Here is a 16,474-nt window from a genome sequence, read left to right on the forward strand (position 1 = left end):
CATTCAGCGCGGCCGATGGGCGCTGACGCTAAGTTGGTGGCCCTGTTCGCGCAGCAGGTCCTGTAGCCGCAGCAGGTCGTCGCGGCGCGGGATGCCGGCCATCCACACGCTGCCGTCATGGTCGAACATCAGGTCGAGGGCCTTGTCGTCTTCGCCCAGCGGCCGCTGGTAGCCGCCGAGGCGCGCGCGGCCGAGTTTGGTGAGCAGGCTCAGGCGCTGGTTGTCGCTGCCGCGCAGGGCCAGGCTCTGTTCGGCGTGCTGTTGGTAGGGGTCGCTGATCAGCGCGTCGATCAGCCCGGCGGCCTGTTCCAGTTGCGCGTGCAGATGCTCCAGCGGGTAGCCGCTGTAGACCAGGATGTCGGCTTGGCTGCGCTGGCGCAGTTCGCCGAGCAGGGCGAGGAGGGCGTCGAACTGCTCGAAGGGTTCGCCGCCGGAGACGGTGATGCCCTCGGCCTGCTCCAGCCATGGCTGGATGTCGGCGAGCAGGCGTGCCAGGGCGATGCGCCGCCTGCCCGGCCCCCAGGTATCGGCGGAGATGCAGCCGGGGCAGCGGATGCTACAGCCCTGGAACCAGATGCCCAGGCGCCGTCCCGGGCCCAGGGTGGTCACCGGGAAATGCACCCGCGACAGGCTCAGTTCCATCTCAGCGGCGTTCCAGGATCAGGCCGTCGGCGTCCAGGGCGCTGATCAGGAAGCGCTCGCCCGGCTGCGCGTCCTGGTCGAACAGCGCCCGCGACAACGGGTTGAGCAGGCGTGCTTCGAGCTGGTTGCGGATGCCGCGGCCGCCGTTGGACAGGTCACCCAGGCAGAGATCGTGCAGCGCCTGTCGCGGCGCCTCGGCCAGTTCGATGACGAGGCGCTGCTCGCGGAGGTCGGCGAAGGTGCCGTCGACCATCTGGGTGAAGATCTGCTCGGCGACGTCGGCGCGGATGAAGTCGAAGACGATGATGTTCTCGCCGATCCGGTTGAGGATTTCCGGGCGGTTGAGAACCAGCTTGAAGTAGCGCTCGATCTCGCCGTGGACCTTGCCCTGCACCGCCTCGAAGGGCTCGCCGGGGAGCACGTTGGCGACCCGTTCGCCGTTCTCCCCCTGGCGGTAGATGCCCAGGTTCGAGGTGAACACGATCAGCGCCTCGGAGAAGTACACGCGATCGCCGCGCCCGGAAGTGAGCACGCCGTCGTCGAGGATCTGCAGGAACTTGTCGAGGATCCGCGGGTGGGCTTTCTCGATCTCGTCGAAGAGCACCACGCTGAACGGTTTTTCGCGGATCGCGTTGGTCAGCTCGCCGCCGACGTCGTAGCCGACGTAGCCGGGCGGCGCGCCGATCAGGCGCTGGTCGGCGTGCTCGGCGCTGAACTCGGACATGTCGAAGCGGATGTAGGCGCTCTCGTCGCCGAACAGCAGGCTGGTGACGGTCTTCGCCAGTTCGGTCTTGCCGACCCCGGTGGGCCCGGCGAGGAAGGCCACGCCGCGCGGGCGGTTGCCCTTGCGGCTGGCGCCGACCCCGGTCATCGCGCGCTTGACGATGTCCAGCAGGTGGGTCACCGCGTGTTGTTGGCCCTTGACCCGGCGGCGGACGAATTCATCGGCCTGGCGGATGCGCTGGCGGTCGATCTTCAGCCAGGGGTCTTCGGTGACGCCGACCTTGTAGCGCCGCACGGCGTCGGCGATGCGTTCCATGGCCAGGCCTTCCACGCGCGCCAGCTGGACGATGGCGTTGAGATCGAGGAGCAGCAGGCCTTCGGTGTTCTCGACGAAGGTCGCGGCGGCCTGTTGCAGGGCCTCCTCGGCGACGCCCGCGCCGCCGAGCCCGCGGAGCAGCGCCGGGGCCAGGGCCCGGCGCGCCGCCTGGTCGGGCTTCGACACCGGGATATGGCGCAGGCGCGGGTTGTCCACCAGCAGCCAGTCGGGCAGGTCGCCTTCCTTTTCCACCACCCACAGCACGCTGTTGAAGAACGGTTTGCGCTGTTCCCCGGCGGGACGGCTGCGGGCCTGGTGGGAGAGCACCAGGGCCTGGGTGAACAACTGATGCTCGGCGGCGCTCAGGGCGTCGTTGCGCACCGCCAGGCGCGAGGCGAAGTCGACGATCAGGGCGATCGGCTCGCCGCTACGGTTGACCAGGCGTTGCAGGGTTGCGCCGAGCAGGTCGATGCCGGCTGGCGCGGCGCCGTCCACCGGGGTCAGGCCGAGGTCGAGGAGAACCTGCGCAGTGGCGTCCGCCTCGCTGCCCGGCCGGCCGAGCACGCGGAACCCGGCCAGCGGGTCCCAGGCCAGCACCTGGGCGTAGCCGGCGTCCAGCAGGGCATCGCAGAGGGTCTGGTTGAAGCTCTGCGCGGTGACCGTACCCGGCAGCACTTCGCAGGCTTGCAGGTCGCGGATGTTCCCGGAGAGGACGAATTGGCTCTTGAGGGGCAGGAAGCGCAGGAGGTCGCGCAACCAGCGTGGCTTTTCGAACAGTGCAGTCCCTGGCATCGGTAGTCGCTCACAGCGTGTGTCGTGGCGCACAGCATATTGCCCTGGAGGGGGTGTCTCCAAGCCTGTCGTCAGCGGCGGCGACGGAACCGGCCGGCCTGCCTTGCCCCGGGGCGAACGACGCGGCAAGCGTTGTCCGCCGATATACCGCGGTATCGGCGGATAACCGCGTGGCGGTTACTCACCTGTGTCCCGGCGCGACATCGGCAAGCCCACGGCGCTGGGCGCTGAAACAATTGCACGCGCAAATTCATCCTGGCACCGGCTTGGCACTCCGGGTGGCGTCGTTCATGCTGGAACGCAACTTTCCCATGGATACCGAACCCATGAAGTTCCTGCCGCCCCTGCTGTTGTTATTCCCGCTTTGCGCGCTCGCCGACGACAAGGACTACGACCAGTGCATTCTCGACAACCAGCGCATGGCGAAGAGTGGGGTGGCGGTGCACTTCATCACCCAGGCCTGTGACAAGTTGTATAACGACGGTTCCTTCCTGCTGTCGCGGGAGAAGGTTTATTACGAGTGTCTGCTGGAGAACCTGCCGGGGGTGGAGAACAATCTGGCGGCACAGAAGATCAGGAGCGCCTGCGAATCGAAGTCGCAGGATTGATGTAGCGGAGAAGAGAAGTGCTGCGTGGGGTTTCCGACGGCATCGGCGGGATGCCGTCGGGAAAACCGGCTTAGCGTTGCAGCCAGGATTCGACGGTATCGGAACCGTACTGTTCTTTCCAGGCTTTCAGGACCTTATGGTTGCCGCCCTTGGTCTCGACGACTTCGCCGTTGTTCGGGTTCTTGTAAACCTTCAGGGCGCGGGCGCGGCGCTGCGGGGCGGCGCTGACGGCGACCGGGGTCTTGGGGTCGAGGATGGCGATGATGTTGTGCAGGGTCATGCCGTACTTGTCCATCAAAGCCTGCAACTTGTCCTTGAATTCCAGCTCCTGCTTCAGGCTGCTGTCGCTTTTCAGCTTTTCCAGCAGGGCCAGTTGCTCCTGAAGTTTGCGCTCTGCCTCGCGGAACTCGGCAAGTTTGGACATTCGTTTCACTCCCGTTCTAAAAATATGGTGCTGGGTTTTGGTGCGTTTATAGTGGTTTACGGACTTTCCGTGTCCGCGGCAAAGGATAAGTCTTTAGCCACCGGAAGAACAATATAGGCAGGCGTTTTTATTGACTAACGGAGTATTCGACCGCGTTTCCGGATGTTTTCCGGGAACAATGTGAAACCTTTATGTCCGTGGGGATACTGCGCGGAAAAAAGTGGCGCTGTGCGGCGAAAGTGGCCCCGGCTTGCGCGGGGCCTGTCATAGGGCGGGTGGCGGAAGAGCGGCGAAAGTGCCGGGCGAATCAGTCGCCGCGATATTCGCAACCGCTGGTACAAGTTTCGTGTACGCGGACCTTGGACAATTCCGGCAACAGCGGCTTGAGTTGTTGCCAGATCCAGCGGCAGAGGTTTTCGCTGGTGGGATTCTCCAGGCCGGGTATATCGTTCAGATAGTTGTGGTCGAGTTGCTCGTAGATCGGCTTGAAGATCGCCTTGATTTCCGCGAAGTCGCGGATCCAGCCGGTATGCGGGTCGACCTCGCCCTCGATATGGATGGCGACACGGAACGAGTGGCCGTGCAGGCGCCCGCACTTGTGGCCTTCGGGGACGTGCGGCAGGCGATGGGCGGATTCGAAGGTGAATTCTTTGAAGAGTTCCACTGTATTGCGCTCTGGATCGGGGTTGCCGGGCAACCGGAATGGGGTCGCCATGGTAACAGGTTTGCACGCCGGGCCCGGTCCGCTCCGACCAGGCGGTCGTTTACCTGAGTTGCAGGCGCCTGGCCAGGCGCGCCAGGTTGGCGCGGTCCAGGCCCAGTTCGCGCGCGGCTGAGGCCCAGTTGCCCTGGTGGTGGGCCAGGCAGTCCTGGATCAGGCGGCGCTGGTAGGCATCCGTGGCTTCGCGCAGGGTCTGCCCGGCGGGCGCCGGCGCGGTCTGCGGCGTGGCGGTTGGCGGCGCGCTCGCGGCAGCCTGCTCGGGCAGGTCGAGGTCGCGGCGCTGCAGGGTAATGATCCGCGCCCGCTCGGGGTTGTGGCCGAGGGCCTTGAGCGCGGCGCGGCCGACCAGGTGCTCCAGCTCGCGCACGTTGCCCGGCCAGCGGTAGTCGAGGAGGGCGGCCTGGGCCTCGTGGTCCAGGCGCAGGCTGCGCAGGCCGAGGCGCGGTCGGTTTTCCTCGAGGAAGTAGCCGGCCAGCAGGAGGATGTCACGGCCGCGCTCGCGCAGCGGCGGCACGCGCAATGGATAGACACTGAGGCGGTGGTAGAGGTCGGCGCGGAAGCGCCCGGCGCGCACTTCCTCGGCCAGGTCGCGGTTGGTGGCGGCGATCAGGCGCACGTCGACGCGGTGCTCGCGGTCGGAGCCGACCCGCTGCAACTGCCCGCTCTGCAATACCCGCAGCAGCTTGGCCTGGACCGCCAGCGGCAGTTCGCCGACCTCGTCGAGGAACAGGCTGCCGCCGTCGGCCAGTTCGAACTTGCCGCGTCGCTCGTTGACCGCGCCGGAGAAGGCGCCGCGCACGTGGCCGAACAGCTCGCTCTCCACCAGCGTCTCGGGCAGGGCGGCGCAGTTCAGGCTGATCATCGGCTTGCCGCTGCGCGGGGAATGGCGATGGATGGACTGCGCCACCAGTTCCTTGCCGACTCCGGTCTCGCCGGTGATCAGCACGCTGAGCTCGCTGTTGCCGACCAGGCGGATGTCTTCCAGCAACGCTTTGTGCGCCGCGCTCTGGCCGATCATTTCCCGCGGCCGTTCGCCGGCGGCCTCGAGGTAGGCCTCGGCGCGCTGGTGCTCGTCCTCGGCGCGGCGGGTCAGGTCGCGCATCCGCTCGCTGGCCTTGACCGTGGCGGCGGCGAGGCTGGCGAAGGCTTCCAGGGTGTCCAGGTCGGCGCTGGCGAAGCGCGACGGGTCGAGGGTGTCCAGGGTCAGCAGGCCCCAGGGCTGATCGTCGAGGTACAGTGGGCAGCCGAGGCAGTCGTGGATCTCCAGATGGCCGTGGAGGCCTTCCACCAGTCCGTCGTAGGGGTCGGGAAGGCCGCAGTCGGCGGGGAAGCGGGTCGGTCCGCGTCGTTCGAGCAGGGCCGCCAGGCGTGGGTGTTCACCGACCCGGAAGCGTCGCCCGAGGGTGTCCGGGCTGAGGCCGTCCACCGCCAGCGGGATCAGCTGTTCGCCATCCAGGCGCAGCAGCGCGGTGGCGTCGCAGGGCAGCAGGTCGCGCAGGGCGTGGAGCAGGCGGCGGTAGCGTTCGTCTTCCGGGAGGTCGCGGGACAGGTCGGCGACCAGCGGAATCAGCGTGGCAAGCAAGGGGTTGGTGGTCATTTCGACCTCGTGTAGTCCTAATGACTCTGAATGGTTGCGGTCATTATGACCCACGAGAGCCCGCAAGGCCCATGAAATCTGATAGCCAGTGTTGGCACGCTTCCTGAAATGCTTCGAGGTGAAACAAAACCTTGCCTGCGTCAGGAGTCATCCATGCTGTCCAATGCCCAACGTGCAATCATCAAGGCCACCGTACCGCTGCTCGAGACTGGCGGCGAAGCGCTGATCACCCATTTCTACCGGACCATGCTCGGCGAGTATCCCGAGGTGCGCCCGCTGTTCAACCAGGCCCACCAGGCCAGCGGCGACCAGCCGCGGGCGCTGGCCAACGGCGTGCTGATGTACGCCAGGCACATCGACCAGTTGCAGGAGCTCGGGCCGCTGGTGGCCAAGGTGGTCAACAAGCATGTCTCGCTGCAGGTCCTGCCCGAGCACTATCCGATCGTCGGCAACTGCCTGTTGCGGGCGATCCGCGAGGTGCTCGGCGAGGAAGTCGCCACCGACGAGGTGATCGAAGCCTGGGGCGCGGCCTACCAGCAACTGGCCGACCTGCTGATCGAGGCAGAGGAGTCGGTCTACGCCGCCAGCGCCCAGGCCGAGGGCGGCTGGCGCGGCGTGCGGCGCTTCCGCGTGGCGCGCAAGCAGGCGGAAAGCGAGGAAATCACCTCGTTCTACCTGCAGCCGGTGGATGGCCAGCCGCTGCTGGCGTTCCAGCCGGGGCAGTACATCGGCCTGCGCCTGGACATCGACGGCGAGGAAGTGCGCCGCAACTACTCGCTGTCCGCCGCCAGCAACGGCCGCGAATACCGCATCAGCGTCAAGCGCGAGCAGGGCGGGCGGGTGTCCAACTACCTGCATGACCGGGTCGCCGAGGGCGACGAGTTGGACCTGTTCCCGCCGGCCGGCGATTTCGTCCTGCGCGACAGCGACAAGCCGCTGGTGCTGATCACCGCCGGCGTCGGCATCACCCCGGCGCTGGCGATGCTCCAGGAGGCGCTGCCGAAGGCGCGGCCGATCCGCTTCATCCACTGCGCCCGGCATGGCGGCGTGCATGCCTTCCGCGACTGGGTCGAGGACGTGTCGGCGCGGCACGCGCAGGTCGAGCACTTCTTCTGCTACAGCGAGCCGCGCGCCGGCGACCGCGCCGATGCAGAAGGCCTGTTGAGCCGCGAGAAGCTGGCCGACTGGCTGCCGCAGGAGCGCGACCTGGATGCCTACTTCCTCGGGCCCAAGCCGTTCATGGCCCAGGTCAAGCGGCACCTGGCCGACCTCGGGGTACCCTCGCAGCAATGCCACTACGAGTTCTTCGGCCCGGCCGCCGCGCTGGATGCCTGAAGCGACGGGCCGGCGCAGCGGGCGCCGGCCCCTTTCGGAAAAAGGAGATCGAGATGAACGCTCTGTTCGATTGTCCGCGGCAGGTGCTGCGGATCGGTCACGGTCTGCTGGCGGCCGGTCTGGCGCTGCTCGTCGCCGGCGTGACCGCCGCCTATTTCCTCGACCATTACCTGAACCTGCCGGCGCTGGTGTTCTCCCATGCGCTGGTGATCCTCGGCCCGACCCTGCTGAAGATCGGCTACGTGATGCGCCTGACCGCCTTGTTCCGCATGCGGCGTCCCGGTTGGGAGGTTTGCTGTGCAAGTGCTTGAGCGTTCCCGGCTGATGGCCATCGCGCCGCTCTGGCGCCTGGGCTTCCGTCCGTTCTTCCTCGGCGGCGCGCTGTTCGCGGTGCTCGCCATCGCGCTCTGGCTGGCAGCGCTGGCCGGGCTCTGGAGCGGCTGGCAACCGGTCGGCGGCTGGCTGGCCTGGCACCGCCACGAAATGCTCTTCGGCTTCGGCGTGGCGATCATCGCCGGCTTTCTCCTGACCGCCGTGCAGACCTGGACCGGCGTGCCCGGCCTGCAAGGCAAACCCCTGGCCCTGCTCGCCGGGCTCTGGCTGGCGGCGCGCCTGGCCTGGCTATTCGATGCGCCGCTGGCGCTGCTGCTGGTGCTGCAACTGAGCTTCCTGCCGCTGCTGGCCTGGGCCATCGGCCGCAGCCTGTGGCGGGTGCGGCAGAAGCGCAATTACCCGGTGGTGGGCCTGTTGCTGCTGCTGACCCTGGCCGACGCGCTGGTCCTGTTCGGCCTGTTCGAGGGCAACGACGACTGGCAAAGGCGCGCCTCCATCGCCGCGCTGTGGCTGATCGCCGGGATGATGAACCTGATCGGCGGGCGGGTGATCCCGTTTTTCACCCAGCGCGGCCTTGGCCGCCCGCGGCAGGTGCCGGCGCTCGCCTGGCTGGACAACGGGATCCTGCTCGGCTGCGTGCTGGTCGCGCTGCTCACCGCCGCCGGCGCCACGGTCCGGCCGACGCCCTGGCTGGCGGCGCTGTTCGCCGCGCTCGGTGGCGCGCAGCTGTGGCGCCTGTGGCGCTGGCGCGACCGGGGCATCTGGCGGGTGCCGCTGCTCTGGTCGCTGCACCTGGCGTACTTCTGGATCGCCGTGGCGCCGCTCGGCCTCGCGCTCTGGAGCCTGGGCCTGGCACTGTCGCCGAGCCAGGCGCTGCACGCGCTGGCGGTAGGCGGCATGGGCGGGTTGATTCTGGCGATGCTGGCACGGGTCACTCTCGGCCATACCGGTCGCGCGCTGCAACCGCCGGCAGCGATGCCCTGGGCTTTCGCCCTGCTCAATCTCGGCTGCGCGGCGCGGGTGATCCTGCCCAGCCTGCTGCCGGCGAACTGGGCGCTGCCCTTGGCGGGCGGGCTGTGGGCGCTGGCGTTCCTGCTGTTCGCCTGGTTCTATGCGCCGATGCTGTGGCGGCCGCGGGTCGATGGCCATCCGGGTTGATCAGGGCGCCTGGCGCAGACGCCGTAGCTCCTGGTTCAGCCAGCCGGCGGAGTCGCGCGTTCGCCCGGCGCAGCGCACCTGGTAGGGCTTGCCGCTGAGGCTGCTGCGGGTCGCGGCGCGTTCGATGAAGTCCTCGCTGCTGGCGACCAGGTCCTTGCGCTCCAGGTAGTCGAGCTTCTTCTGCAGGTGGGCGCGGGCTTCGCCGGCGGGGTATTCGCTGCCGTTGCGGATGAAGGTGCAGCCGCTGCCTTCAACAAAGCTCAGCAAGCGGCCGATCTCCCGGCTCGCCTGCGGGGAGGGCGTGGCCAGCGCCGGCAGGCTCGCGGCCAGCAAGCAGCAGGCGGCGCAGGTAGTCCGCCAGGCAATCGTGAAAGCGCGCATCGTTCCAGTACTCCATGTGGCTCAACGGGGTGTGCCGCTTGTACCAGGGGCCGACCGGCAGGGCGAGGTCCTGGTCGACCACCGTGGCGTAGTTCTGCAGCGGCCGCAGTGGATAGCCGAGTGGATCGGCCGGGGCATAGACGTTCAGCCAGCGCGCCTGCTGGCGCATGGCCGGGGTCAGGCAATGGCCGGGAAAGCGGATCGGACAGACTTTTTCGTAGGCGAAGGTGAACAGCGGGATGTTGCAGCCGAAGGTCACCAGCCCGGCCAGGGTCTCCAGACCGAGGAAGGGATCGATCGAACAGCTCGGCGTGCGGTTGAGCTTCTGCTGGTCCCAGATGAAGTTGGAGACGATGTGCCCGCCCAGTGAGTGGGCGAGGATCACCAGCGGCGTCTGCGGTCCGACCTTCGCGCGCAGGGCCATGATCCCGCTGCGCACGTGCTGGTGGACCTGCTGGTAGGTGGTGTCGTAGGCGGCGCTGACCTTGCGGTAGCCGCTGGCGTCGCCGAGGAACAGCGTCACCGCCCGGCGCAGCCAGCGCCAGCCCAGCGGTTCACGCTCTATGCGCTTGAGGTAGTCCAGTTCGCGGGCGTCCAGCACGCTGGCCCAGTACAGGCTCTGGAAGGCCACCTCGCCGGCCTCCGCGCCGAGACGTCGGCGCAGCGCCGCTACCAGTTCGCGGGCGTAGCTGTGCAGGCCGTCCTCGTCGCGGCTGTCGGGTTGGTCGCCGATGCCGTGGATCAGCGCTACGGCCAGTTTCATGCGGGATCCTTCTCGTCGGTGGCGGCTCAGACCAGCGCTTGCAGGCGTTCGCCGAGCCGGCCGCCGTCGACCAGTTCGAGGAATTCGTCGCCGAGCCTGCGGCTTTCCGCCATCGCCTGGCGCCAGTAGCGCTCGCGGCCGTCATCGTCGCCGAGGTAGCGGGTGAAATCCTTGCGGTCCGGCAGCTTGGCGTGCGGCAGGCGCGCCAGGTACTCGCGCGACGGCGCCAGCAGCAACACGTCCTGCAGGCGCCCGGCGTCGCCGCGGCGCCAGGGCAGGCCCTTGTCGAACCAGCCGGGGATCACCTTGTCGGTGAAGTGCGGGTAGAGCACCACGCCGCGGTCCTCGTAGGGCAGGTCGAGGTGGTAGTCGAGCAGGCCGCCATCGCGGTAGGTGCCGGGGCCGGCGCCGGGGAGGTCGCGGACGCCTTCCATGACCATCGGGATCGAGCCGGAGGCGAGCAGCGCCTGGCGCAGGTTGCCGCCGTCCAGGTGCAGGTAGCGCGAGGGGAAGTCGGTCAGTGCGGCCAGCGGCGGCGCCTGGCGGGCGTCGTGCAGGATGACCCGCTCGAAGTGCCGGTGCAGGTGGCGGCGGCCGATCAGGTTGTCGCGGATCACCGAGGACAGCCCCAGGCCGAGGCTGGCCTTGTGGTCGTGGGCGAGGCGTCCGTGGCTCTTCACCACCACCACGTTGAGGCGGTACAGCGGGTTGTCGAGGATCCGCGCGTCCTGGCCGGCGAGCAGGTCGTCGAGCATCGTCGCGCACTTGCGCGAGACCTCGGCGATGCTCACGCCCTTCGGAAAGCGCTGCCGGGTGTACAGCTCGCCGAGGCGGGTGAGGCCGGCCACGGCGTCGGGCAGGCAGGCGCTGGCGAAGCGCCAGGAACCGATGGAGGCGCCGATCAGCGAGCGTTCGCGCGGCGCGCGCGGCAGCCACTCGCCGAAGATCGCCAGATCCAGTCCCTGGATGCCCAGCGCCTTCGGCCCGCCGGCGGCGCCGGGGACGATGCCGACGTCGGCCGGCTGCAGGCCGCGCTCGCGGATGCGGGCGAGGGCGCGGCGTCCGGCCTTGAGGTTGAGGGCGGGGGACTTGATCTGGATGGCTGGCATGCTGGTCTTCTCCCTTGCGGACCGGCGATTATAGGACGAGTTGTCGCACGGCCAAGCGCTTTCGAGCCCCATCGCAGAGGCTTTCCGTTACCCTATGGCGCGCCTGGCCAGGTCCGCGCGGCAAATTCAGCTTCAATTAAGAGCGCCCGGTTAATCTGCAACCGTCGAAAGCAACACCTATCCCACGGAGAGATTCCCATGAAGAAACTGACTGCCCTGTTCGCCGCCACCGCCATCGCCCTCACCGCCGGCCTGGCCCAGGCCCGCGACCTCGGCCCGGACGAGGCGCTGAAGCTGCGTGACGCGGGGACCATCAAGTCCTTCGAAGAGCTGAACAAGAACGCCATCGCCAAGCACCCGGGCTCGAGCGTGCACGACACCGAGCTGGAAGAGGAATACGGCCGCTACATCTACCAGGTCGAGCTGCGCGATCCGCAGGGCGTGAAGTGGGACCTGGAGCTGGATGCCGCCACCGGCGCCGTGCTCAAGGACCACCAGGACGACTGATGAAGTGGCTCATGCGCTACGCCGGGATCGTCGCACTGGTCCTGGCGGTCGTCAGCCTCGAGGCGATGGCGCGCGACCTGGACCAGGACGAGGTCCTGCGCCTGCGCCAGGACGGTGTGATACAGCCGCTCGAATCGCTCATGCAGGAAGCCCTGGGGCGCTACCCCGGGGCGCGCCTGCTGGAGGTCGAGCTGGAAGAGGAAGACGACGTCTACGTCTACGAGGTGGAGCTGCTCACCCGCGACGGCGTCGTCCGTGAACTGGAACTGGATGCCCGCAACGGTCGCATCCTGAAGGACGAGGAAGACGACTGATGCGGTTGCTGCTGGTTGAGGATCACGTTCCGCTGGCCGACGAACTGCTGGCCAGCCTGGGCCGCCAGGGCTACGCGGTGGACTGGCTGGCCGACGGCCGCGACGCGGCGCTGCAGGGCGCCAGCGAACCCTACGACCTGATCATCCTCGACCTCGGCCTGCCTGGCCGCCCCGGCCTGGAGATCCTCCGGGAATGGCGCGGCCTGGGCCTCGCCACCCCGGTGCTGATCCTCACCGCGCGCGGTTCCTGGGCCGAGCGCATCGACGGGCTCAAGGCCGGCGCCGACGACTACCTGACCAAGCCGTTCCATCCGGAAGAACTGGCCCTGCGCATCCAGGCCCTGTTGCGCCGCGCCCACGGCCTGGCCAACCAGAGCCAGCTGGAGGCCGCCGGGCTCAGCCTCGACGAGCAGCGCCAGTGCGTGTGCCTGAACGGTGCCGACGTCGACCTGACCGCCGCCGAATTCCGCCTGCTGCGCTATTTCATGCTGCACCCCGGCCAGGTCTTGTCCAAGGGACACCTGGCCGAGCATCTGTACGATGGCGAGACCGAACGCGATTCCAACGTCATCGAGGTCCACGTCAACCACCTGCGGCGCAAGCTCGGTCGCGAGGTGATCGAGACCCGCCGTGGGCAGGGCTACCGCTACGCCGGGGTGGCCGGCGGATGAGGTCGATCCAGCGGCGCCTGAGCGTCGGCCTGTTCGCGGTGCTGCTGGTGGTCGGCCTGGCCCTCGCGCAGACCGGCCTGTGGCTGTTCGACCAGGGCCTGCGGCGTTACTTCGCCGGCAACCTGCGCGAAGAGGCGGAGAACCTGCTGGTGGCCATGGTGCGCGGACCGAACGGCATGCAACTGGACGAACGACGCCTCAACCCGGCGTTCCAGCGCCCGTATTCCGGGCGCTATTTCATCATCGAACTGGAAAAGGACACCTGGCGCTCACGCTCCCTGTGGGACAGCGAGCTGGAGGTGCCGCACAAGAAAGGGCTGGTGAAGGGCCTGGTCGATGGGCCCGAGTCGCAGCGACTGCTGGTGTTCCGCGGCCACTACAAGCGCATGGGGCAGAAACTGCGGATCGTCGTGGCGCAGGACTACACACCGATCCTGCAAAGCTTCGCCCGCGTGCAGTGGCTGGGCCTGGGCGCCGGCGCGGTGGCGCTGCTGCTGGTATTGCTGTTACAGCGCCTGACCGTGCGTCGTTCGCTGCGTCCGCTGGAGCAGGTGCGCCTGCAGATCGCCCAGCTGCAGCAGGGCCAGCGCAGCCAGCTGGACAGCCAGGTGCCCGAGGAGCTGGAGCCGCTGGTGGAGCAGATCAACCACCTGCTGAGCCACACCGAGGACACCCTGAAGCGCTCGCGCAACGCCCTGGGCAACCTCGGCCATGCCCTGAAGACGCCGCTGGCGGTGCTGGTCAGCCTCGCCGAGCGCGAGGAGATGGCGCGCCAGCCGGAGTTGCGGCAGGTCTTGCGCGAACAGTTGGAGCAGATCCAGCAGCGCCTGGGGCGCGAGTTGGGCAAGGCGCGCCTGGTCGGCGAAGCGCTGCCCGGCGCGCACTTCGATTGCGCCGAGGAGTTGCCGTCGCTGTGCGACACCCTGCGCCTGATCCACGGCCCGCACCTGCGGGTGGCCTGGAGCGCGCCGCCGGGGTTGCGCCTGCCGTGGGACCGCGAGGATCTGCTGGAGATGCTCGGCAACCTGCTGGACAACGCCTGCAAATGGGCCGATAGCGAGGTGCGCCTGGCCATCGAGCAGGGCGATGGGATCGCCCGCTTGCGGGTCGACGACGACGGCCCCGGCATTCTTCCGGATCAGCGCCAGGCGGTGCTGGAGCGCGGTACCCGGCTCGACGAGCAGGTCAGCGGCCATGGCCTCGGCCTGGGCATCGCCCGCGATATCGCCGAGGCCTGCGGCGGCCGCCTGGGCCTCGAGGACAGCCCGCTGGGCGGTCTGCGGGTGAGCGTCGAGTTGCCGTTGCAGAAGGGCTCGCGTGCGCGGGCTTAACAGTTCTTCACCATTTGCCGACAGTCCCGGCAAGATTTCCCCACAGCGGCTTCACTAGCATCCCGGGCTTCCTGCAAGGAGGTGCTGGGCGATGAAAGGGTGTATGGGTAGGGGGCGCTGGCGCTGGGCGCTGATGCTGCCGGTGCTGGTGTTCCTGCTGGGCGAGTCTGGCGGGCCGCGGGACCAGCGGCGCGCCCCGGCGGCGCCCGCGCAGGCGCGCTACGAGCAGGCCCTGGAAGGCGCGCTGCGCGGCGAGCGTGGCGCCGCGCGGCAGGCCGAGGCGCCAGCGGCCGGCGTCACCGAGGCGGGGCCCCCGGCGCGCCTGCGCAACGGCCTGCGTTCGCTGGCGCGCCTGGCGTTCTGGGGCACCTACGGCCCCCCGGCGCTGTTCAGGCCGTGAGTGGTCAGGCCTTGAACTGCTCCATCAGGCCCTGCTGGTGGTTGGCCAGGCGGTTCAGCGATTGACTGACCTGGGCCGATTCCTCGGCCTGGCTCGACAGCGACTCGGTGACGTCGCGGATCGCCGCGACGTTGCGGTTGATCTCCTCGGCCACCGAGCTCTGTTCCTCGGCGGCGCTGGCGATCTGCAGGTTCATGTCGTTGATCACCGTCACCGCCTCGCCGATCCGCTGTAGCGCGGCCACCGCTTCTTCCACTTGCTCGACACTGCCCTGGGCCTGGCGATGGCTGCCGTGCATGGCGTCGACCACGTCGCGGGTGCCTTGCTGCAGGCCTTCGATGACCCCGCGGATCTGTTCCACCGAGTCCTGGGTGCGCCGGGCCAGGTTGCGCACCTCGTCGGCGACCACCGCGAAGCCGCGCCCGGCGTCGCCGGCGCGGGCCGCCTCGATGGCCGCGTTGAGCGCCAGCAGGTTGGTCTGCTCGGCGATGGCGCGGATCACTTCCAGCACCGAGCCGATTTCCTCGCTGCTGCTGGCCAGCTGCTCGACCTGGCCCATGGCGCCGGTCAGGTTGGCGGCCAGGCTGTCGATGCCCTGGGTGGTACGGTCGATCAGCGCCAGCCCGTCGCGGGTCGCCTGGTCGGCGCCGCGCGCGGCGTCGGCGGCCTGGGCGGCACTACGGGCGACGTCCTGGGCGGTGGCGGTCATTTCGTGGGAGGCGGTGGCGACCTGATCGATCTCGCGGAACTGCTGCTGCATGCCGGCGCTGGTCTGGCTGGAGATCGCCGCCGACTGGTCGGCGGTGCTGCGCGCGTCGCGCACCGAGACCTTCACGTCACGGATGATCGGTTGCAGCTTGTCGAGGAAGCGGTTGAACCAGCCGGCCAGCTCGCCCAGCTCGTCGCGGCCGGTGTGCGGCAGGCGTTGGGTCAGGTCGCCTTCGCCGCTGGCGATGTCGCGCAGCATGTGGGCGACGCCGAGGATCGGCCGGGTCACGCCACGGGCGGTCAGCCACAGGACCAGCAGGCCGAGCACCGCCGCGCCGAGGCCGAGGCCCAGTTCGACCCAGGTGCCTTCGCGGCGCATGTCGTCCAGCTGTCGCTCCAGCGCCAGTGCCGGGCCGAGCAGGGCGCTCTTGGGTACTTCGAGGAGAACGCCCCAGGGCTTGGCGCCGGGAATCGGCTGCAACGGTTGCAGCACCTTGAGGTCGTCGCTCTCGTTGAACAGCTGGCTCTTGCCGGCGGCCAGCAGCTGCAGCAGCTCGCCGGCGTGCTGCGGATCGGCCTTGGCCAGGTTCTGCCCGAGCAGGCCGGCATCGTGGCTGTTGCCGGCGAACAGCCCGGCGGGACTGAGGATGCCGACCCGGCCAACGCCGTCGTAGAGTTCGCGATTGCCCTGTTCGCTGAGCGCCTGCAGGCTGCTCAGGTTGATGTCCAGGCCCATCACGCCGATCACCTTGCCATCCAGTTCGAGGGGGAAGGCGATGCTGGTCATCAGCAGTTGGCGCTCGCCCACCTTGTCGAAATAGGGATCGAGCACGCAGGGCTGCCCGCTTTCCTTCGGGCAGGTGTACCAGGCGTTGTAGGGGGCGCCGCTGGGCCCGGTGCTGGTGTCGGCGAGTTCGGACTCGACCATCGACTCGGATTCCAGCTGTCCCGGCGTGGCCTGCGCCCAGTACAGCGAGAAGCGACCCTTGTCGTTGCTGCCGAGGGCGGGCTGGTCGACGAACAGTTCGTCCTTGCCGTCCAGTGCGTTGGGCTCGAACACCACGTACAGGCCGAGCACCTCGGGATTGGCGGCCAGTGCGGTGCGCACCTGGCGGGTCAGGTCCTCGCGCAGGTCGTAGGCGTCGAGGAAACGCTTCTGCGCCTGGTCGCGGAGGAACAGGATCTGCCGCGAGAAGCCCTTGCCGTACTGGAAGGCGTCCATGAAGTAGCGCTGGATGCGCAGCGCCTGCAATTCCCCGCGGGCTGCCAGGCGCAGGCGCGCCGATTCGTCGAGCATCTGCGTGCTGGCGCTTTTCACCAGCACGGAGCTGTGCTGCATGCGGTAGACCGAAAGGCCGACCAGCAAGGCGACCACGCCGAGCAGGCAGAGCCCTGCCAGCAGGGTGATCTTCCATTGGATGGACAGGCGGCGAAGGAGCATGGGAGGGGTCCTTGTACGAAGAAACTGCGGGGGCCCAGGAGATATCGGCAGGGCGCTTCCATTCTTGACAGTGGCCTGTTGACTGGCGCCGGAATGCCGTCGTTCGGCGAATGGCAGGCAAGAAGCGTGCACAACGGATCATAGCCAGGCGACATTCGCCTATGCGCGGCTTTGACAGGGGCGGGCGGCTGTAGCAGAGT

Annotated in this window: 17 protein-coding genes and 1 pseudogene; 9 read left to right on the forward strand and 9 right to left on the reverse strand. The window is 68.4% G+C overall.

Features of this window, described 5'->3' with window-relative positions:
* Window positions 1-3: 3 nt before the first annotated feature.
* Both B7D75_RS11625 and B7D75_RS11630 read right to left on the reverse strand, forming a co-directional pair.
* Window positions 4-642, reverse strand: a complete 639-nt coding sequence (locus tag B7D75_RS11625) for a 4Fe-4S single cluster domain-containing protein (RefSeq protein WP_107114023.1) — start codon at window positions 640-642, stop codon at window positions 4-6.
* Between the two features lies 1 nt (window position 643).
* A pseudogene (locus B7D75_RS11630) lies at window positions 644-2,513 on the reverse strand (AAA family ATPase).
* 271 nt (window positions 2,514-2,784) lie between these two features.
* Between B7D75_RS11630 and B7D75_RS29995 the strand changes: the two are divergent.
* Window positions 2,785-3,081: a VF_A0006 family four-cysteine protein gene (locus B7D75_RS29995; RefSeq protein ID WP_033996709.1), complete on the forward strand. Its 297-nt coding sequence runs from the start codon at window positions 2,785-2,787 to the stop codon at window positions 3,079-3,081.
* Window positions 3,082-3,151: 70 nt separating this feature from the next.
* On the opposite strand, the gene mvaU is transcribed toward B7D75_RS29995, so the two are convergent.
* The 3 genes from mvaU to norR form a co-directional block, all read right to left on the reverse strand.
* Window positions 3,152-3,505 (reverse strand): histone-like nucleoid-structuring protein MvaU, encoded by a 354-nt coding sequence (gene mvaU, locus B7D75_RS11640; RefSeq protein ID WP_012075416.1) that lies wholly within the window; start codon window positions 3,503-3,505, stop codon window positions 3,152-3,154.
* A 307-nt stretch (window positions 3,506-3,812) separates the two neighbouring features.
* Entirely contained in the window at window positions 3,813-4,169 is a 357-nt protein-coding gene (queD, locus tag B7D75_RS11645; protein ID WP_003090505.1) for a 6-carboxytetrahydropterin synthase QueD, read from the reverse strand.
* A 100-nt stretch (window positions 4,170-4,269) separates the two neighbouring features.
* Window positions 4,270-5,823 carry a nitric oxide reductase transcriptional regulator NorR gene (gene norR / locus B7D75_RS11650; protein WP_107114024.1) on the reverse strand — a complete coding sequence of 518 codons (1,554 nt, stop codon included), beginning with the start codon at window positions 5,821-5,823 and terminating at the stop codon, window positions 4,270-4,272.
* 153 nt (window positions 5,824-5,976) lie between these two features.
* On the opposite strand from norR, the gene hmpA reads away from it, so the two are divergent.
* The 3 genes from hmpA to B7D75_RS11665 are packed head-to-tail and all read left to right on the forward strand — an operon-like array spanning window position 5,977 to window position 8,649.
* Window positions 5,977-7,158, forward strand: coding sequence for an NO-inducible flavohemoprotein (hmpA, locus tag B7D75_RS11655; RefSeq protein WP_012075418.1), 1,182 nt, complete (start codon window positions 5,977-5,979; stop codon window positions 7,156-7,158).
* Window positions 7,159-7,211: 53 nt separating this feature from the next.
* Window positions 7,212-7,469, forward strand: a complete 258-nt coding sequence (ppyR, locus tag B7D75_RS11660) for a psl/pyoverdine operon transcriptional regulator PpyR (RefSeq protein WP_003157851.1) — start codon at window positions 7,212-7,214, stop codon at window positions 7,467-7,469.
* On the forward strand, window positions 7,456-8,649 hold the full coding sequence (locus B7D75_RS11665) for an NnrS family protein (RefSeq protein WP_033996698.1): 1,194 nt from the start codon (window positions 7,456-7,458) through the stop codon (window positions 8,647-8,649). The genes ppyR and B7D75_RS11665 overlap by 14 nt, the downstream gene beginning before the upstream one ends.
* Here the strand turns inward: B7D75_RS11665 and B7D75_RS11670 are convergent, their stop codons facing one another.
* The 3 genes from B7D75_RS11670 to B7D75_RS11680 are packed head-to-tail and all read right to left on the reverse strand — an operon-like array spanning window position 8,650 to window position 10,902.
* The gene (locus B7D75_RS11670) at window positions 8,650-8,916 is read right to left on the reverse strand and encodes a YfeK family protein (protein ID WP_034082273.1); all 267 of its coding nucleotides are present in this window, start codon (window positions 8,914-8,916) and stop codon (window positions 8,650-8,652) included.
* The gene (locus tag B7D75_RS11675) at window positions 8,900-9,793 is read right to left on the reverse strand and encodes a hypothetical protein (protein WP_012075421.1); all 894 of its coding nucleotides are present in this window, start codon (window positions 9,791-9,793) and stop codon (window positions 8,900-8,902) included. Before B7D75_RS11675 ends, B7D75_RS11670 begins: the two co-directional genes overlap by 17 nt.
* A gap of 26 nt (window positions 9,794-9,819) precedes the next feature.
* Window positions 9,820-10,902, reverse strand: a complete 1,083-nt coding sequence (locus tag B7D75_RS11680) for a patatin-like phospholipase domain-containing protein (RefSeq protein WP_107114025.1) — start codon at window positions 10,900-10,902, stop codon at window positions 9,820-9,822.
* A 198-nt stretch (window positions 10,903-11,100) separates the two neighbouring features.
* On the opposite strand from B7D75_RS11680, the gene B7D75_RS11685 reads away from it, so the two are divergent.
* The 5 genes from B7D75_RS11685 (at window position 11,101) to B7D75_RS11705 (ending at window position 14,125) form a co-directional block, all read left to right on the forward strand.
* Entirely contained in the window at window positions 11,101-11,409 is a 309-nt protein-coding gene (locus B7D75_RS11685; protein ID WP_003090497.1) for a PepSY domain-containing protein, read from the forward strand.
* Window positions 11,409-11,723: a PepSY domain-containing protein gene (locus B7D75_RS11690; protein WP_033996695.1), complete on the forward strand. Its 315-nt coding sequence runs from the start codon at window positions 11,409-11,411 to the stop codon at window positions 11,721-11,723. The genes B7D75_RS11685 and B7D75_RS11690 overlap by 1 nt, the downstream gene beginning before the upstream one ends.
* Window positions 11,723-12,394, forward strand: coding sequence for a two-component system response regulator CarR (gene carR, locus B7D75_RS11695; protein WP_012075424.1), 672 nt, complete (start codon window positions 11,723-11,725; stop codon window positions 12,392-12,394). Before B7D75_RS11690 ends, carR begins: the two co-directional genes overlap by 1 nt.
* The gene (carS, locus tag B7D75_RS11700) at window positions 12,391-13,725 is read left to right on the forward strand and encodes a two-component system sensor histidine kinase CarS (protein ID WP_012075425.1); all 1,335 of its coding nucleotides are present in this window, start codon (window positions 12,391-12,393) and stop codon (window positions 13,723-13,725) included. The genes carR and carS overlap by 4 nt, the downstream gene beginning before the upstream one ends.
* A gap of 91 nt (window positions 13,726-13,816) precedes the next feature.
* Window positions 13,817-14,125 (forward strand): hypothetical protein, encoded by a 309-nt coding sequence (locus B7D75_RS11705; RefSeq protein ID WP_058146658.1) that lies wholly within the window; start codon window positions 13,817-13,819, stop codon window positions 14,123-14,125.
* Window positions 14,126-14,129: 4 nt separating this feature from the next.
* Here B7D75_RS11705 and B7D75_RS11710 read toward each other — a convergent pair whose 3' ends face one another.
* A complete protein-coding gene (locus B7D75_RS11710; RefSeq protein ID WP_012075427.1) occupies window positions 14,130-16,274 on the reverse strand; it encodes a methyl-accepting chemotaxis protein in 2,145 nt (714 codons plus the stop codon).
* Window positions 16,275-16,474 lie beyond the last annotated feature (200 nt).

The sequence above is a fragment of the Pseudomonas paraeruginosa genome (assembly GCF_003025345.2).
Classification (GTDB): Bacteria; Pseudomonadota; Gammaproteobacteria; order Pseudomonadales; family Pseudomonadaceae; genus Pseudomonas; species Pseudomonas paraeruginosa.

Excerpts from the sequence above, each read along its gene's own strand:
- mvaU (WP_012075416.1), bottom strand. The coding sequence starts at position 3,505 with ATGTCCAAACTTGCCGAGTTCCGCGAGGCAGAGCGCAAACTTCAGGAG.
- norR (WP_107114024.1), bottom strand. The coding sequence starts at position 5,823 with ATGACCACCAACCCCTTGCTTGCCACGCTGATTCCGCTGGTCGCCGAC.
- B7D75_RS11685 (WP_003090497.1), top strand. The coding sequence starts at position 11,101 with ATGAAGAAACTGACTGCCCTGTTCGCCGCCACCGCCATCGCCCTCACC.
- carR (WP_012075424.1), top strand. The coding sequence starts at position 11,723 with ATGCGGTTGCTGCTGGTTGAGGATCACGTTCCGCTGGCCGACGAACTG.
- B7D75_RS11675 (WP_012075421.1), bottom strand. The coding sequence starts at position 9,793 with ATGAAACTGGCCGTAGCGCTGATCCACGGCATCGGCGACCAACCCGAC.
- B7D75_RS11710 (WP_012075427.1), bottom strand. The coding sequence starts at position 16,274 with ATGCTCCTTCGCCGCCTGTCCATCCAATGGAAGATCACCCTGCTGGCA.
- B7D75_RS29995 (WP_033996709.1), top strand. The coding sequence starts at position 2,785 with ATGGATACCGAACCCATGAAGTTCCTGCCGCCCCTGCTGTTGTTATTC.
- B7D75_RS11625 (WP_107114023.1), bottom strand. The coding sequence starts at position 642 with ATGGAACTGAGCCTGTCGCGGGTGCATTTCCCGGTGACCACCCTGGGC.
- B7D75_RS11690 (WP_033996695.1), top strand. The coding sequence starts at position 11,409 with ATGAAGTGGCTCATGCGCTACGCCGGGATCGTCGCACTGGTCCTGGCG.
- ppyR (WP_003157851.1), top strand. The coding sequence starts at position 7,212 with ATGAACGCTCTGTTCGATTGTCCGCGGCAGGTGCTGCGGATCGGTCAC.
- hmpA (WP_012075418.1), top strand. The coding sequence starts at position 5,977 with ATGCTGTCCAATGCCCAACGTGCAATCATCAAGGCCACCGTACCGCTG.
- carS (WP_012075425.1), top strand. The coding sequence starts at position 12,391 with ATGAGGTCGATCCAGCGGCGCCTGAGCGTCGGCCTGTTCGCGGTGCTG.
- B7D75_RS11705 (WP_058146658.1), top strand. The coding sequence starts at position 13,817 with ATGAAAGGGTGTATGGGTAGGGGGCGCTGGCGCTGGGCGCTGATGCTG.
- B7D75_RS11680 (WP_107114025.1), bottom strand. The coding sequence starts at position 10,902 with ATGCCAGCCATCCAGATCAAGTCCCCCGCCCTCAACCTCAAGGCCGGA.